This is a genomic window from Flavobacterium sp. WC2430, assembly GCF_040822075.1.
In the GTDB taxonomy this organism is placed as follows: Bacteria; Bacteroidota; Bacteroidia; order Flavobacteriales; family Flavobacteriaceae; genus Flavobacterium.
In genome coordinates this window covers 2235649-2252708 of sequence record NZ_CP162007.1, presented here as the reverse complement: position 1 = coordinate 2252708, position 17060 = coordinate 2235649, and the positions used below count along the sequence as shown (strand labels likewise).

Sequence of the window (17060 nt, the reverse complement as noted above, 5' to 3'; positions counted from 1 at the left end):
CATAGACGGAAGCTTGGAAAACTGCTATGTTTTTGATGCCATTGGGCCAAGCTATCAAATTAGTGACTGCACGACTAAACAGAAATTATCTACTACAAAAATACGACATATCTAAATAGCTGTTTTTTTTTAGCTGAAGATATTATCCTATTAAGGACAGGCTATTCTGTTTTGAAGTCTTTTTTTTATACGCTAATAGTTGCTCAAAAAAATAGGATTCCCTAGATTTGAAAAGAATCCCATATTTACAAAAAACGACCTCCATTCAACCAAGAAAATAGACTATGAAAAAGACATTTCTTTTCTCCTTATTAATCCTTTCTTTTGTCTCCCAAGCCCAACAAAATTTAATTCAATATGTAAAACCAATTATCGGTACCGAGAAAATGGGACACACCTACCCTGGTGCTACGGTTCCTTTTGGAGCAGTACAATTAAGTCCAGAAACGGATACTATCTCCTACGAAATAAACGGAAAATACAATGGTGATGTGTATAAATATTGTGCGGGTTACAAATACGAAGACAAAACTATTGTTGGTTTTAGCCATACGCATTTGAGCGGAACAGGACATTCGGATTTAGGGGATTTTTTAATCATGCCAACTCAAGGAAAACTACAATTGAATCCAGGAACAGCTGCTAATCCTAAAAGTGGCTATCGTTCCTCCTATTCGCATGCTAATGAAGTGGCAGAAGCAGGTTATTATAAAGTAAAATTAGACGATGATAACATTCTGGCCGAAATGACCGCTACTACGCGAGTGGGAATGCATCAATATACGTTTCCAAAATCGGATGAAAGTCATATTATACTGGATTTGATGGCAGGAATTTACAATTACGACGAGAAAGACGTGTGGACGTACGTACGTGTGGTAAATGATACTTTGATTACGGGATATCGCCAAACCAATGGTTGGGCAAGAACGCGTACTGTTTATTTTGCGATGTCGTTTTCTAAACCGTTTACCGAATACGGGCAAAAAAATTATGATGACAAACAAGCGTACAGAGGCTTTTGGAGAAAATTCGATCAATTAAAAAATTTCCCTGAAATAGCTGGAAAAAAAATAAGAATGTATTTTGATTTCAAAACGGAAGAAGCTGAAATAATTAAAATCAAGTTTGCCTTATCTTCAGTGAGTCAAGAAAATGCATTGCAAAACATGCAAGCTGAAATCAAAGATTGGAATTTTGAAAAAGTAAAAGCACAAGCGCAGACCAGTTGGAACAAAGAATTAAACAAAATTGCCATCACTGCATCCGAGGACACTAAGGTAAATTTTTACACTGCCATGTATCATACGTTCATCAACCCAACAGTTTATACGGATGTAAACGGACAATACAAAGGCCTCGATCAAGATGTGCATCAAGCGAATGGTTTTACTAATTATAGTACATTCTCGTTATGGGATACTTATAGAGCGTTGCATCCTTTTTTCAATATTATTCAGCCATCAAGGAATAACGATATGGTTAAATCGATGGTAGCACATTACGACCAAAGTGCTTTGCATATGTTGCCTATTTGGTCTCATTATTCCAATGACAATTGGTGTATGAGTGGCTACCACAGTGTATCCGTAATTGCAGACGCTATTATAAAAGGCGTTTATAATGGAGATGAAAACCAAGCTCTTGAAGCCTGTATTACAACAGCAAAACACCGCAATTATGAAGGTATTGGCTATTATATGGATTTGGGTTATATTCCTGCCGAAAAAAGCGGGGTATCGGTTTCCAACACTTTAGAATATGCTTATGACGATTGGTGTATTGCACAAATTGCAAAAAAACTGAATAAAACAGCGGTCTACGATGAGTTTATAAAACGCTCTGAAAATTGGAAAAACAATTACAATGCCGCTACTGGATTCATGCAACCCAAAATGGCCAATGGAACCTTTAAAAAAGAATTTGATCCTTTGAGTACCGAAGGACAAGGATTTATAGAAGGAAACAGCTGGAATTATAGCTTTTTTGCACCGCAAGATCCCGCTACTTTAATTGCTAAAATGGGGGGTAAAAAAACATTTGCTGCTCGATTAGACACTTTATTCAGCATGCATTTACCCGATTCTTTTTTCGAACATACCGAAGATATTACAAGAGAAGGTATCATAGGTGGTTATGTCCATGGAAATGAACCCGCACATCATGTTGCTTACTTTTACAATTGGGCAAACCAACCATGGAAAACGCAAGCTCAAGTTCGAAAAATTCTCGATATGCAATACAAACCTAGTCCAGATGGTTTAGGCGGTAATGACGATTGCGGACAAATGAGTGCTTGGTATATCTTCTCTTCACTAGGGTTTTATCCTGTAGCTCCAGGTTCTGATGAGTATGCTATTGGTTCTCCATTAGTAAACAATGCCGTTCTAACTTTGGAAAACGGAAACCAATTCAAGGTGAATGTGATCAATCAAAGTCCAAAAAATGTATACGTTCAAAAAGTACTTTTAGACGGAAAAACAGTAACAGATTTTGTGCTAAAACACAAATCAATTACCGATGGAGGGACGCTTACTTTTTACATGGGTTCAAAGCCTAAAAAATAAATAATAATAATAATAATAATAATAATAATAATAACAATAATACCACTTTAAACAAATTCCTAAAATGGCAAAATCAGCGAACTTACTACTCCTATCAATACTCTTATTTGCAACTCCTACATTTGCTCAAAAAGTCGAAAAAATAATGGCGAAAGGCGGTGCGCATTACATCACTACAAATATTGATTATCCCATAACAGGAACCTACCTTTTAAATGGAGATGCCGAGCCATTGGTGCAATTAAATCCGGATGGAACTGGGGTTTTTCAATTGAGTGATTTATCCAAAATTAATATGGATTGGGGAATGGAATGTTTTGAAAATGGAACGCCCAAATACCAGAAGGGATTTAATTATGCCGTGTATTCGCTATGGTATAAAAACAAAGCAGAAACAGATGGAAATTGGACATACGCGCACTTTTCTATCCATTTTCAAAAGAAGAAAATGTTCATTTTAGGAGATCGTAGTAAAGATTATGTAGATTAATCTTTATTGGACAAAACCTCCAAAAACGACTTTGCAACTCTAAATCAACAGCTTAAATCGCATTTTAAGAAAACGATTTCGCTAAATTTGATAATTCTAATTTATTTTTCCTAATTAATTATTTAAAAACAAAAATTATACTGTTTTTTTATTTAATTTGCGAATCAATTCAATAATTTTATTAATGACTTCTATAACCAGACTCTTTGATTTTCCTTATTATCAGCAAGATAAATACACTTCAATTCCAGATGCTTTAGTAACAAAGCAAAATGGAGTTTGGGTAAAAACGTCTACACAAGAATACATTGCCAAAGCCAATAGTATATCAAGAGCATTACTAAAGTTAGGAGTTAAAAAAGACGATAAAATTGCTATTATTTCTTCGAATAATAGGACCGAATGGAATATACTTGATATTGGAGTTTTACAAACGGGTGCACAAACTGTTCCTATTTACCCAACGATTTCCGAAGATGATTATGAATACATCTTAAATCATTCTGAAGCCACATATTGTTTTGTATCTGATGCAGAAGTGCTTCATAAAGTAAATTTAATCAAGGACAAAGTAACCCATCTAAAAGAAGTGTATTCTTTTAACGAAATTGAAGGTTGTAAAAACTGCAATGAATTACTGAAAATTGGCGAAGACCAAGGCAATCAAGACGAAGTTGAAATTTGCAAAAACAATGTAAAGACTACTGATTTAGCTACTATAATTTATACTTCTGGGACAACTGGAAGACCTAAAGGGGTGATGCTTTCGCACCAAAACATTGTTTCAAATGTGCTGGATAGCGCTTCAAGAATTCCGTTTGAAGCTGGGAAAAGTCGGGCGTTAAGCTTCTTGCCTATTTGCCATATTTTTGAACGCATGATTTTGTATTTGTATCAATATTATGGTGTTTCAGTTTATTTTGGTGAAGCGATTGACAAAATTAGTGACAACCTTAAAGAAGTACAACCTACAGTAATCACTGCAGTTCCAAGACTATTGGAAAAAGTGTACGATAAAATATATGCCAAAGGATCAGAACTTACCGGAATCAAAAAGAAATTGTTCTTCTGGGCAATTGATTTAGGATTGCGTTTTGAACCGTATGGTGCCAATGGCGCTTGGTATGAGTTCCAACTGAAGATTGCCCGCAAATTAATTTTCAGCAAATGGAAAGAAGGTTTGGGTGGAAATCTAGATTTAATGGTTTCAGGAAGTGCTGCTTTACAAACCCGATTGGCCCGCATTTTTGCTGCTGCCGAAATCCCCGTGATGGAAGGATACGGATTGACTGAAACTTCTCCCGTAATTTCCGTAAATGACATGAGAAATCATGGTTTCAGAGTAGGAACTGTAGGTAAAGTAATTGACCATGTAGACGTAAAAATTGCCGAAGATGGAGAAATCCTTTGCAAAGGTCCAAACGTGATGATAGGTTATTACAAAGATGAAAAACTGACTAATGAGGTTATCGTTGATGGGTATTTCCATACTGGTGATATTGGTGAGTTTGACCAAGACGGTTTCTTACGCATTACTGACCGTAAAAAAGAAATGTTTAAAACCTCTGGAGGAAAATATATAGCACCACAAATTATTGAAAACACGATGAAGCAATCCCGTTTCATTGATCAAATAATGGTGATTGGAGATGGGCAAAAAATGCCAGGCGCTTTCATTCAACCTAATTTTGATTTTGTAAAAGAATGGGCTGCTATTCATAAAATAAATGTTGGAACAACCAACGAAGAAATTATTTCAAACATGCATGTCATTGCACGCATACAAGAGGAAATTGACACTTTGAATGAAAAGTTTGGAAATTGGGAAAAAATAAAACGTTTTGAATTAACACCCGATGTTTGGTCAGTGGAAGGCGGACAACTGACTCCAACGCTAAAATTGAAAAGAAAAATAGTCATGCAAATGTACAAACTATTATTTGACAAAATCTACAACTAACCTTTTGTAAAACGATCTCATTATGAAACTAAAAGTCCTAATTTGCGCGATAATAAGTGTGTTCTTTTTTTCTAATTGCCAAGAAAAACCAAAGGAAGATGCGATAAAAGCAAATTATTTGGATTTCTCCAAACGAGACGATCAGTTGACGGGAGGCATTAAAATGATTCCGATACAAACTCCAAAAGGTACTTTTAAGGTTTGGACAAAAACGGTGGGCAACAATCCTAAAATAAAAGTCTTGCTGTTGCACGGCGGTCCTGGATTAACCCATGAACTGTATGAATCCTTTGACGGTTATTTCCCTAACGAAAGCATTGAATACATTTACTACGACCAGCTCGGTTCGTATTACAGTGACCAACCCAGTGACACTAGTTTATGGACGAATGAGCGCTTTGTAGAAGAAGTAGAACAAGTACGTAAAGCACTAAAATTAGACAATACTAATTTTTACTTGATGGGACAATCTTGGGGTGGCATCCTAGCGATGGAATACGCCTTGAAATACCAAAAAAACTTAAAAGGCTTGATTATCTCTAACATGATGGCTAGCGCTCCTGAATATAATGCGTACGCAAAAAACGTATTGGCACCACAAATGGACCCAAAAATCCTAAAGCAATTGCAGGATATGGAAAGCAACAACGATTTTGACAATCCTAAATACAGTGAACTGCTTTTTAAATATTATTACACCCAACACATTTTAAGAATGCCACTGGAAGACTGGCCAGAAAGCATCAACCGTTGTTTCAAGCACATCAATCCAGAGGTGTATGTGTTTATGCAAGGGCACAGTGAATTTGGCATCACAGGAAATGCATCTTTAAAAAATTGGGATGTCAAGGATCGATTAAAAACATTGACTGTCCCTACCCTATCCATAGGATCTAAATACGACACCATGGATCCTGAACACATGAAATGGATTGCTAACGAAGTACAAAACGGACGCTTTCTATTTTGCCCTAACGGAAGCCACCTTTCACAATACGATGATCCTAAAACCTATTTTCCAGGCGTGATTAAGTTCTTGAAAGATGTCGATAGCGGGGAGTTTAAGAAGGGTTAGAAAAGTTATATTACAAAAAACCACGAATTACTGTTCGTGGTTTTTTTATGGTTTTGTTCGAAAGTGAATCCAGACACCATGCTATATTTTAGTTATTTACACCATTTCGTAGAGCTGGTTATCGCCCATCTTGTCGTGCTGACGAAGGAAGCATCTCATTAAACTTAACTATATAGTGATTTGCAGTAGCTGAATACGAAGCTGGCACACTTTGCACAGCTCCCCCTTTTTTTCATAAATACTTCATAAAGCAAGATACCTAACCTTTCAATATTCGGCTTAACGAAAACGTTGCGAAACGATAATACCACCAAACTCCAGCTTTATCAAAAGAGCTGTTAGTGGCTACCTTTATTTTACAATATTCTATTTTCTCAATTCTTTTAAAATCACTTTTGCTTTATCAAAACCGATTTTTTCTAGATCAGGAATAATTTTATCTTTAAATATTTTGTCACTTCTTCTTTGATTTGATTTTAGAATAATTGATTTTCTACAATTGAATAATAATTCGTCTGCGTATATTTTGAATTTACTTTTGTATAATTCGAATAAGCCTGAAAGTGATTTTAGAACATCTTCATTTTGAATTGTGATTATAAAATTGTCGTTATTATTGTTTAAAAATGTTAGTAATTCAGTGTCATATTTCCCATTAGTTGTTTCAGAAATACGTCTTATAGCTTGAAACAATGGACCTATTTGAAAACCTTTATGATTGTTTTTTTGTAATTTGTTTAATAAATCAGTTTTGCAATGTTTTTCAGTTATTTCGGGGTTTATTGAATAACTAAAATAAAATGATTTTAAAAAATCACTGATTGTCAATTTATTATAACGCCTTTCAATAATTGTGTATTTTTTTAGATATTCATCAAGTAGATAGCTAACTTTTTCATTGCAGTTCTGTTTGTCATTTTTATCGACTTTATTTTTTAATCTATATAAAACTTCAAGTGATTGAGACATATTTAAATCGATATTTAATAGCGAAGCTATTAAATATTCATTTTTAAGTTGACTAAAAAGACTAATCGATTTATCAATATTAAAATCTGAAATTACTCTAAATATATCTTCTAAATATGTAATTTTCTTTGATTTTATAAAGTCATCAATTTCTTCTGGAGTAATTGATAAAATAATATTTTTATCAAAACCTTTAATTTTTAATATTTTTGGATTTCTTATTAATTCGATAATTGAGCTACTCGAATCAATTTCATCAATTACTTTTTTTGTAATCTGAATTGTTTTAGAATTTTTAATATTTAAATTTTCTTTCGCAAATTCATAAAATGAAAGAAGTGAATTAATATCTTTTTCGGTTTCAATTTTTGTTATGAATTCATTTTTATTTGTTACTTCACTAACAATTAAAAAAAAATATTTTGGTTCATTTGAAAGACGTTTTAATTCTAAAACCCTTGCTCTAAAATTTGATAAACTACTTTCATTTAACAATTTGATTTTTAAAATTCCATTTTTTAAATCATTTGATAAAAACATTTTGGCTGATTCAGAATTTATGTTTGATAAATCAGATAATGCTTTTGAATATTCAGATAAAGAAGAATTTAATAATTTTTGATTTATTGTATTGTTTTCAATAAGCTGATTGAAAATGAAGGTGCAAGAATTTGTACCTACAGAAATATCAATTTTTTGAAGTTCTCTTAAAGATTTTGCAATTTGATCTATTTTTTGCTTTTTAGCTTTCTCGATTAGTTTATTCCAATCCAATTTTCGGATTAGACCATAAACAAGTTTTTTTGTTTCACTTGAAGTATTTAATTCTGAAAGTGAATTTGTTATGTTTGAAAAGCCTGGAAGTTTGTTTATCTTTTCTAACCATTCAGGAAAGTGAAAAGAATTTAATATTTTATATACTGTTTCAGGTTTTCTACTTTGTTTGCTTATTCTTAATGTCAATTCTACAATTGAATTTGTTTTTACAATTTCATTTTCGGGTAATACATTTACAATTTTTTCAAATGGTAATTCAATTGATAATAATTCTGAAATCTGTATTAGGTTAGAATAGTTCATATAATCCTGAAATAGAAATAAGTTAAGTTTATTTCTATTTATATATGATAGAATTAAATTGTAATATTTTGATAATTTTATTTTATCAACGCGAGTACAGAGTTTAAATAGAATTGTAATTAAAGAATTTACTTCAAATTCTTTAATGTTTGTTGAAAATGATTCTATTATTATTTGTTCTATTTTTTCATTTTCTAAAATGCTTTTTACAATTTCTGTTTCTTCTGAAATTTCTGAATTAAAGAATTTATTTAATAAAAGGTGAATATTTAATGAGTATTCTTGTCTATTAAATTTTGATATGTAGTTGATTATTAATTCTGATTTTTTTGCTAAATCAATATTCTCATTTACGTATGAAATAGAATCAAATATTAATTTTGCATATTCTTTATGTGGAAAGTAATGATAATCGCTTGATGAGTATTTTAAAATTATTCCTTTTTCTTTTAGTTTTTCATCAATACTTTTTTGACCTTTTAATAAGATAAATGGAATATCATTTTTATATAAAAGACAATAAGTATAAAGAGAATCACTCTCAATTTCATTAAGTTTGTGTTCCTCATAAAAATTTTGAAGAATAATATTTTGGTTGATTTTATCAAAAGTTAAATTGTTCGATATTTTATTCTTCTTTTCCCAAACTCTTAATGCAATATTTAACTTTAATAGGTTACTGCTTGTGTTTTTTAAAATATCAATAAAATTTCCATTATACCAGTTTATTTCTGAAAATTGATTTTTTAACAAATCAATTTTTTTTGAAATTATGCCAGAAATTTTTTCTTCTAAATCTTCATTTAAATCTATTCTGTAATATTTGATTCCTTCAATTTTGTCATAAATACTGTTTTCATCAAATTCATCAAAAGTCTTGTAATATCTTGAAAGAAAAAGTGATTTTATCCATTTGTGTTTTGATAATCTTTCTTTAATTTTTAAAAACAACTTTATATTGTCGTGAATATTATCTACTATTATCAAAGAATGACAATGAGATATTTGAATTAATTCTTCAAGGATTTTTGACTCATCAAAAATTGGTTCTGTAAGATTTAAATAAAAGATTTTTTTGTTTTTTATTTTTTGAATAATTGCATAAGCAATTGTAGTTTTTCCACTGCAAGGGTTTCCTAAAATACAATATTGGTCTGTGATGTTATTAGTAAAATTGTAAGCTAAATTATCAATCTTATGTTGTTCTTTTTTACTGAAATATATTAATTCTTCTTTATTGAAATAATTTGTACTATCAAATTTTTGGCTTTTTACAATTTCTTTAAAAAGTACTAATTTGGACAAACCATAAAACTCTTCGCTTACTTCTTGTTTAATCAATTCAGAGATTTCAATTCTTTTTTCTTTATCTAATTTACTTATATCACCAATTAGATTTTTAATTGTTTTAATGTAAATTTTTATTCCATCGACTTCTTCTACAATTGATGTGTCAATATCTTTCAGATATTTTGTTTCAATTATAAAGAACACCCACAGTTTCTTTAATCCTTTATTTTTCCAATTGTTTAAGGTAAGTTTTTTTGTATCATTAATTTTGGTTTTTTCATTACTTTGGATTGCAGTAATTTGAATTCCAATTTTTTCTTTTGAATCATATAAGTCGATTCCTTTTGAGTTTAATTTTTCGTAGTTTAAATTAATTAACTCTTCAAAATCATAAACTTTCTCGAAAATTCTCAAAAAGAAATCTTCAGCTTTTACTTTTTCATCGTGAAGATTCAAAAGACTTCCTCTTTTTATTTTATCGGTATAAGCGAAAAGATTAAGTTCTATGTCGTTCATTTTCGGCTTTAATTTGTTGTTTAGAGGTTTCGTCGTCAGAAGGTTGCCACTTGTTATATATAATCAAATATATACAACTTTTCTTCCACTTATATAAGTATTGTAATTTTTTTCTTCCATTTTACAATCGTATTTTCCTTAATCACGAGTAGCATGAGGGATGGAAGTGGCATCCTTTTATGTAGTCCCGAGGGATCGGGACTACATAAAAGATACAACGGACAGCCCGACCCGTAGTTTTTACGAAGGGACATGCCCAAAAAATACGTTAAAAAATCAATCAATTAGCTCTTATTCAGTGGTGTTTTTTTATATTTAGTACTTTTTAACAAAAAATAATTGAATTTATTATGCATGCATAGTATTTTTTTATTATATTTGAAATCGATATAGTTCCTTATGAAAGACAAAACAATAGATTACATCCTTCGCGCTACCTGGCAAGCTGTAGCAAGAATGTATAACGAAGAAGCATCTAAATACGATGCGAGCATGGCAACCGGTTTTGCCTTGTTGAGTATCGATAAAGAAGGCGGTACTCCATCGACGGCTTTGGGACCAAAAATGGGTATGGAAGCCACTAGCTTGACCCGAACCTTAAAGTCTATGGAAGAAAAAGGATTGATTATTCGGAAGAAGAATCCTGATGACGGCCGTGGTGTTTTGATTTACCTGACTGAATTCGGAAAAGAGAAAAGAGCTTTGTCTAAAAGTACGGTTTTGAAATTCAACGAGGCGGTGAAACTGAACATCTCAGAAGAAAAACTCCAACATTTCATTGAAGTGGCTGAAACCATCAATGAATTAATTCAAGATAAAAATATATTTAATAACTCAAGTGTCAGTGAAATGACGCAACAATCGGAAAACACAGAAAATTAAATCGTTAGGAGGTACTATCGTAAAATAATACCGCTGAACGATCTTCTTTTCCTATAAAAAAAATAAAAAAAGTATGAAACGCACAATTAAAAAAGTCGCAGTAATTGGATCCGGAATCATGGGTTCGGGGATTGCTTGTCATTTTGCCAACATTGGTGTCGAAGTGTTACTACTCGATATTGTTCCTAGAGAACTTACCGAACTGGAAACTAAAAAAGGGCTAACCTTAGAGAGCAAAATTGTAAGAAACCGATTGGTGAATGAGCATTTAATGAATGCTTTGAAATCGAAGCCCTCTCCTATTTACAGTCAGAAATTTGCTAGCCGAATCACCACTGGAAATACGACGGATGACATGGCTAAAATTGCTGATGTAGACTGGATTATTGAAGTGGTTGTGGAAAGACTGGACATTAAAAAATTAGTTTTTGAGCAAGTGGAGAAATACCGCAAGCCGGGAACTTTGATTACGTCTAATACCTCAGGAATTCCTATTCACTTTATGAGTGAAGGACGAAGCGAAGATTTCCAAAAACACTTTTGTGGAACTCACTTTTTTAACCCTGCGCGTTACTTAAAATTATTTGAAATTATTCCTGGACCACAAACTTCAACAGAAGTGTTGGACTTCCTTACAACATACGGAGAAAAATTCTTAGGTAAAACTTCGGTTGTGGCTAAGGATACTCCTGCGTTTATAGGAAACCGTATTGGTATTTACGGAATCCAAAGTTTGTTCCACTTGGTAAAAGAAATGGGATTGACTATCGAAGAAGTAGATAAATTGACTGGACCGGTTATTGGTCGTCCAAAGTCGGCTACTTTTAGAACCGTAGACGTGGTAGGACTAGATACTTTAGTACATGTGGCTAACGGAATCTATGACAACTGCCCTACTGACGAACAACATGAGTTGTTTAAATTGCCGGATTTTGTCAATAAAATGATGGAAAACAAATGGCTAGGTAGCAAAACGGGACAAGGTTTCTATAAAAAAGAAGGAAAGGACATTCTGACTTTGGATTTGGATATAATGGAATACCGCGCTGCTAAGAAAGCGTCATTTGCTACTTTAGAATTGACTAAATCAATTGATAAACCCATCAATCGTTTTAAAGTTCTAGTAAAAGGAAAAGACAAAGCAGGTGAATTTTACCGCAAGAGTTTTGCAGGTATGTTTGCTTATGTATCGAATAGAATTCCTGAAATCTCAGACGAATTATATAAAATTGACGATGCCATGAAAGCTGGTTTTGGCTGGGAAAATGGACCATTTGAAATTTGGGATGCCATTGGTGTTGAAAAAGGAATCGAAATCATGAAAGCCGAAGGACTTGAACCTGCTGCTTGGGTTAATGAAATGCTAGCTTCAGGAAGCAAAAGCTTCTACTCTATTAAAGAAGGGGCTACGTTTTTCTACAATATCCCGACAAAAGCGCAAGTAAAAGTTCCAGGACAAGATGCGTTTATCATCCTGAACAACATTCGCGAAAGCAAAAAAGTATGGGCGAATAGCGGTGCTATCATCCAAGACTTAGGAGATGGAATCTTGAATTTAGAGTTCCAATCTAAAATGAATACGATAGGTGGTGATGTTTTACAAGCCATCAATAAAGCAATCGACTTATCAGAAAAAGAATACCAAGGATTAGTAATTGGGAATCAAGCAGCGAATTTCTCTGTAGGAGCTAATATCGGAATGATTTTTATGATGGCCGTGGAGCAAGAATACGATGAGCTGAATATGGCTATCAAAATGTTCCAAGACACTATGATGCGTGTGCGTTACTCTGGAATTCCAGTAGTGGTGGCACCTCACGGAATGACTTTTGGTGGGGGTTGCGAAATGAGTTTGCACGCGGATAAAGTGGTTGCCGCAGCAGAAACCTATATGGGATTAGTAGAATTTGGTGTTGGAGTTATTCCTGGTGGTGGAGGTTCGAAAGAACTAGCATTGCGTGCATCCGACTTATTCCATAAAAATGACGTAGAGCTAAATGTCTTACAAGAATATTTCTTGACGATTGCTATGGCAAAAGTATCTACTTCTGGTTACGAAGCGTTTGACACAGGATTGTTACAGCATGGTAAAGATATTATCGTAGTAAACAAAGACCGTCAAATTGCTGAAGCAAAGAAACATGCATTACTAATGGCTGAAGCTGGTTACACGCAACCAATACGCAGAACGGATGTGAAAGTATTAGGAAAACAAGCTTTAGGAATGTTCTTAGTAGGAACGGACCAAATGGAAGCGGGGAAATACATATCTGAACACGATAAGAAAATTGCAAACAAACTGGCATATGTAATGGCTGGTGGTGATTTATCGGAACCAACATTGGTAAGCGAACAATACTTATTAGATCTAGAACGTGACGCTTTCTTGTCCTTATGTACTGAAAGAAAAACACTAGAAAGAATTCAATTTATGCTAACCAAAGGGAAACCGCTACGTAATTAAGAAAATTGAAGCAAGATGAAAGAGGCAAGATTTTAATCTTTTGTTCTTTTCTCTTGTCTCTTTCTTCTAAAAATCTCTAAAAAAAAGAAAATGAAAACAGCCTATATAGTAAAAGCATACAGAACTGCAGTTGGTAAAGCACCAAAAGGAGTTTTTAGATTTAAAAGACCTGATGAATTGGCAGCAGAAACCATCGAATTTATGATGAATGAACTGCCTGATTTTGATAAAACTCGTATTGATGATGTGATGGTAGGAAATGCCATGCCAGAAGCTGAACAAGGTTTGAATGTAGCTCGTTTAATCTCTTTAATGGGATTAAAAATCGAAGACGTTCCTGGAGTAACTGTAAACCGTTACTGTGCCTCTGGAATTGAAACCATTGGAATGGCGACTGCTAAAATCCAATCAGGAATGGCGCACTGTATTATTGCAGGTGGTGCAGAGAGCATGAGTTTTATTCCGATGGGAGGGTACAAACCTACTCCGGATTATGCTGTTGCAAAAGCAGGAAACGAGGACTACTACTGGGGAATGGGTTTAACAGCCGAAGCAGTAGCACAACAGTTTAAAGTGTCTAGAGAAGATCAAGATGAATTTGCATTCAACTCTCATATGAAAGCCTTGAAAGCACAAGCTGAAGGTAAGTTTGACAAACAAATCGTTCCTATCACTATTGAACAAACGTTCCTTAATGAAAACGGTAAAAAAGAAACGAAGTCATACGTTGTAAATAAAGATGAAGGACCACGAGCAGGAACTTCTAAGGAAGCGTTGGCTGGTTTAAGACCTGTTTTTGAAGCTGGAGGAAGTGTAACAGCGGGTAACTCTTCACAAATGAGTGATGGTGCTGCCTTTGTACTTGTTATGAGCGAAGAAATGGTGAAAGAATTAAATCTAGAGCCTATCGCAAGATTAGTCAACTTTGCTTCGGCAGGTGTGGAACCAAGAATCATGGGCATCGGACCAGTAAAAGCAATTCCAAAAGCATTGAAACAAGCGGGATTATCATTGAATGATATCGGTTTGATTGAATTAAACGAAGCATTTGCTTCTCAGTCGATCGCTGTAATTCGTGAATTAGGATTGAATCCAGATATCGTAAACGTAAATGGTGGAGCGATTGCATTAGGTCACCCACTGGGATGTACTGGTGCAAAATTGTCTGTTCAATTATTTGACGAAATGAAACGCAGAGGTGACAAATACGGAATCGTAACGATGTGTGTGGGAACTGGACAAGGGACTGCAGGGGTTTATGAGTTGTTGTAAAGAAGCAAGAGAAAAGAGGAAAGAAGCAAGAGGAAACGAACGAGAGGCAAGAGACAAGAGACAAGAGACAAGAGACAAGGTATTATATCTAACAGAGATTAAAAAAAAACCATGAGACATAACTTTAAGAATCTAAAAATTTGGATTTTATCAATGGAAATAACCTCGGACATACACAAATTATGTTTGACTTTTCCAAAGACTGAAGTTTATGGATTAATCAGTCAAATGAATCGTTGTGCAGTTTCGATGCCATCAAATATTGTAGAAGGCTCAAACAGAAGCAATAAACACTTTCAACATTATTTGAATATTAGTTTAGGATCTTCTTTTGAGCTGCAAACTCAGTTACTGATAGCTTGCCAAAATGAATATCTATCAAAGGAAAAAACAGAAGAAATAGAAAATAAAATAATTGAATTTCAAAAGATGACAACAGGATTTATTAGTAAGTTAGATTAGAACTCTGAGCCAATGAACAACATGAAAGTTTTATTACGGTAAAACGTCTTGACTTTTCAACTTCATTCTAAAAACTCTTACCAATCTTTCTTCTTGATTCTTTCATCTTATATCTAAAAAAACAAAAAAAAAATGAGCGACGTAACCAGAGGAGGTCAATTCCTAGTAAAAGAAACAAAATGCGAAGATATCTTTACACCAGAAGATTTTTCGGAAGAGCAATTAATGATGCGTGACTCTGTAAAAGAGTTTGTTGACAAAGAATTATGGGCACACAAAGATCGTTTTGAGAAAAAAGACTACGCGTATACACAAGAGTGTATGAAAAAAGCGGGAGACTTAGGTCTTCTGGGTGTTGCAGTTCCTGAAGCGTATGGTGGATTAGGAATGGGATTTGTGTCTACAATGCTTGTTTGTGATTATATTTCGGGAGCAACAGGTTCATTCTCTACAGCTTTTGGAGCACATACAGGGATTGGAACGATGCCAATTACACTTTATGGAACAGAGGAACAAAAACAAAAATATGTTCCTAAATTGGCTTCTGGTGAGTGGTTTGGAGCGTATTGTTTGACAGAGCCAGGTGCTGGATCAGATGCGAATTCAGGAAAAACAAAAGCAGTTTTATCTGAAGACGGAACACATTATAAAATCACTGGAGGAAAAATGTGGATTTCAAATGCCGGTTTCTGTAGTTTATTTATTGTTTTTGCTCGTATTGGAGATGATAAAAACATTACTGGTTTCATTGTAGAAAATGATCCAAGTAATGGAATCACAATGGGTGAAGAAGAACATAAATTAGGAATTCGTGCTTCTTCAACTCGCCAAGTTTTCTTTAGTGAAACTAAAGTTCCCGTAGAAAACATGCTTTCGGAAAGAGGAAATGGTTTTAAAATAGCCATGAATGCGTTGAATGTAGGGCGTATCAAATTGGCAGCAGCTTGTCTAGACGCGCAAAGAAGAGTAATCTCAGGTTCAGTAAAATATGCTAATGAAAGAATACAGTTCAACACTCCTATTTCGAAGTTTGGTGCTATTCGTTCCAAATTGGCTGAAATGGCAACAAGCTGTTATGCGGGAGAAAGTGCTTCATACAGAGCAGCAAAAGACATTGAAAACAGAATTATTGCACGTGAAGCAGAAGGTGCTACGCATCAAGATGCCGAATTAAAAGGAGTGGAAGAATATGCTATTGAGTGTTCGATTCTAAAAGTGGCGGTTTCTGAAGACGTTCAAAATTGTGCTGATGAAGGAATTCAAATTTTTGGTGGAATGGGATTCTCTGAAGACACTCCGATGGAAAGTGCTTGGAGAGATGCTAGAATTGCTCGTATCTATGAAGGTACGAATGAAATCAACAGAATGCTATCAGTAGGAATGTTGATTAAAAAAGCAATGAAAGGTCATGTTGATTTACTAGGACCAGCTATGAAAGTAGCGGAAGAATTAGTTGGTATTCCTTCTTTTGAAACTCCTGATTATTCTGAATTATTTGCAGAAGAAAAAGAAATGGTCGTTAAATTGAAAAAAGCATTCCTAATGGTTGCTGGAAGTGCCGTTCAAAAATTTGGTCCAGATTTAGACGCACACCAACAATTATTGATGGCAGCATCAGATATGTTGATTGAAATCTACATGGCGGAAAGTACGATTCTTAGAACGGAAAAATTAGCCAAAAAAGAAGGAGAAGATAAAGTACAAGAGCAAATTGCCATGGCTAAATTATATTTGTACCAAGCAGTAGATATCGTTACTCAAAAGGGAAAAGAAAGTGTAATTTCTTTTGTTGAAGGAGACGAACAAAGAATGATGCTTATGGGATTAAGACGTTTTACTAAATATACAAATATGCCAAATATTGTAGGTTTAAGAGAAACAATTACAACCAAATTAGTTGCAGAAAATGAATATTGCTTTTAAGCAAAGAAGATAGTTTTTAGTTGAATTTATTTGTCAAAAAACCGCAATTGTAGTAAAAACACATTGCGGTTTTTTTTTTTTTAGATACTACTTATTTAAGTAACTTTATA

General features: G+C 33.7%; 10 protein-coding genes. 9 read left to right on the top strand and 1 reads right to left on the bottom strand.

The window, feature by feature from the left end; translation table 11 throughout:
* The first annotated feature begins 284 nt into the window (after positions 1-284).
* The 4 genes from AB3G36_RS09880 to AB3G36_RS09865 all read left to right on the top strand — a co-directional run bounded on the left by AB3G36_RS09880 (position 285) and on the right by AB3G36_RS09865 (position 6092).
* A complete protein-coding gene (locus tag AB3G36_RS09880; RefSeq protein ID WP_367752254.1) occupies positions 285-2567 on the top strand; it encodes a GH92 family glycosyl hydrolase in 2283 nt (760 codons plus the stop codon).
* 64 nt (positions 2568-2631) lie between these two features.
* On the top strand, positions 2632-3057 hold the full coding sequence (locus AB3G36_RS09875) for a hypothetical protein (protein ID WP_367752252.1): 426 nt from the start codon (positions 2632-2634) through the stop codon (positions 3055-3057).
* Positions 3058-3241: 184 nt separating this feature from the next.
* Complete coding sequence (locus tag AB3G36_RS09870; RefSeq protein ID WP_367752250.1) at positions 3242-5017, top strand: long-chain fatty acid--CoA ligase; 1776 nt, start codon at positions 3242-3244, stop codon at positions 5015-5017.
* Positions 5018-5039: 22 nt separating this feature from the next.
* The gene (locus tag AB3G36_RS09865; protein WP_367752248.1) at positions 5040-6092 is read left to right on the top strand and encodes a proline iminopeptidase-family hydrolase; all 1053 of its coding nucleotides are present in this window, start codon (positions 5040-5042) and stop codon (positions 6090-6092) included.
* 366 nt (positions 6093-6458) lie between these two features.
* Here the strand turns inward: AB3G36_RS09865 and AB3G36_RS09860 are convergent, their stop codons facing one another.
* Complete coding sequence (locus AB3G36_RS09860; protein ID WP_367752246.1) at positions 6459-9947, bottom strand: SMEK domain-containing protein; 3489 nt, start codon at positions 9945-9947, stop codon at positions 6459-6461.
* A 399-nt stretch (positions 9948-10346) separates the two neighbouring features.
* On the opposite strand from AB3G36_RS09860, the gene AB3G36_RS09855 reads away from it, so the two are divergent.
* The 5 genes from AB3G36_RS09855 to AB3G36_RS09835 all read left to right on the top strand — a co-directional run bounded on the left by AB3G36_RS09855 (position 10347) and on the right by AB3G36_RS09835 (position 16950).
* Positions 10347-10829: a MarR family winged helix-turn-helix transcriptional regulator gene (locus tag AB3G36_RS09855; protein ID WP_367752244.1), complete on the top strand. Its 483-nt coding sequence runs from the start codon at positions 10347-10349 to the stop codon at positions 10827-10829.
* 73 nt (positions 10830-10902) lie between these two features.
* Positions 10903-13293: a 3-hydroxyacyl-CoA dehydrogenase NAD-binding domain-containing protein gene (locus AB3G36_RS09850; protein ID WP_367752242.1), complete on the top strand. Its 2391-nt coding sequence runs from the start codon at positions 10903-10905 to the stop codon at positions 13291-13293.
* A gap of 90 nt (positions 13294-13383) precedes the next feature.
* The gene (locus tag AB3G36_RS09845; RefSeq protein ID WP_367752240.1) at positions 13384-14565 is read left to right on the top strand and encodes an acetyl-CoA C-acyltransferase; all 1182 of its coding nucleotides are present in this window, start codon (positions 13384-13386) and stop codon (positions 14563-14565) included.
* Positions 14566-14676: 111 nt separating this feature from the next.
* A complete protein-coding gene (locus AB3G36_RS09840; protein ID WP_367752238.1) occupies positions 14677-15027 on the top strand; it encodes a four helix bundle protein in 351 nt (116 codons plus the stop codon).
* 132 nt (positions 15028-15159) lie between these two features.
* A complete protein-coding gene (locus AB3G36_RS09835) occupies positions 15160-16950 on the top strand; it encodes an acyl-CoA dehydrogenase family protein (protein WP_367752236.1) in 1791 nt (596 codons plus the stop codon).
* Positions 16951-17060: the final 110 nt, after the last annotated feature.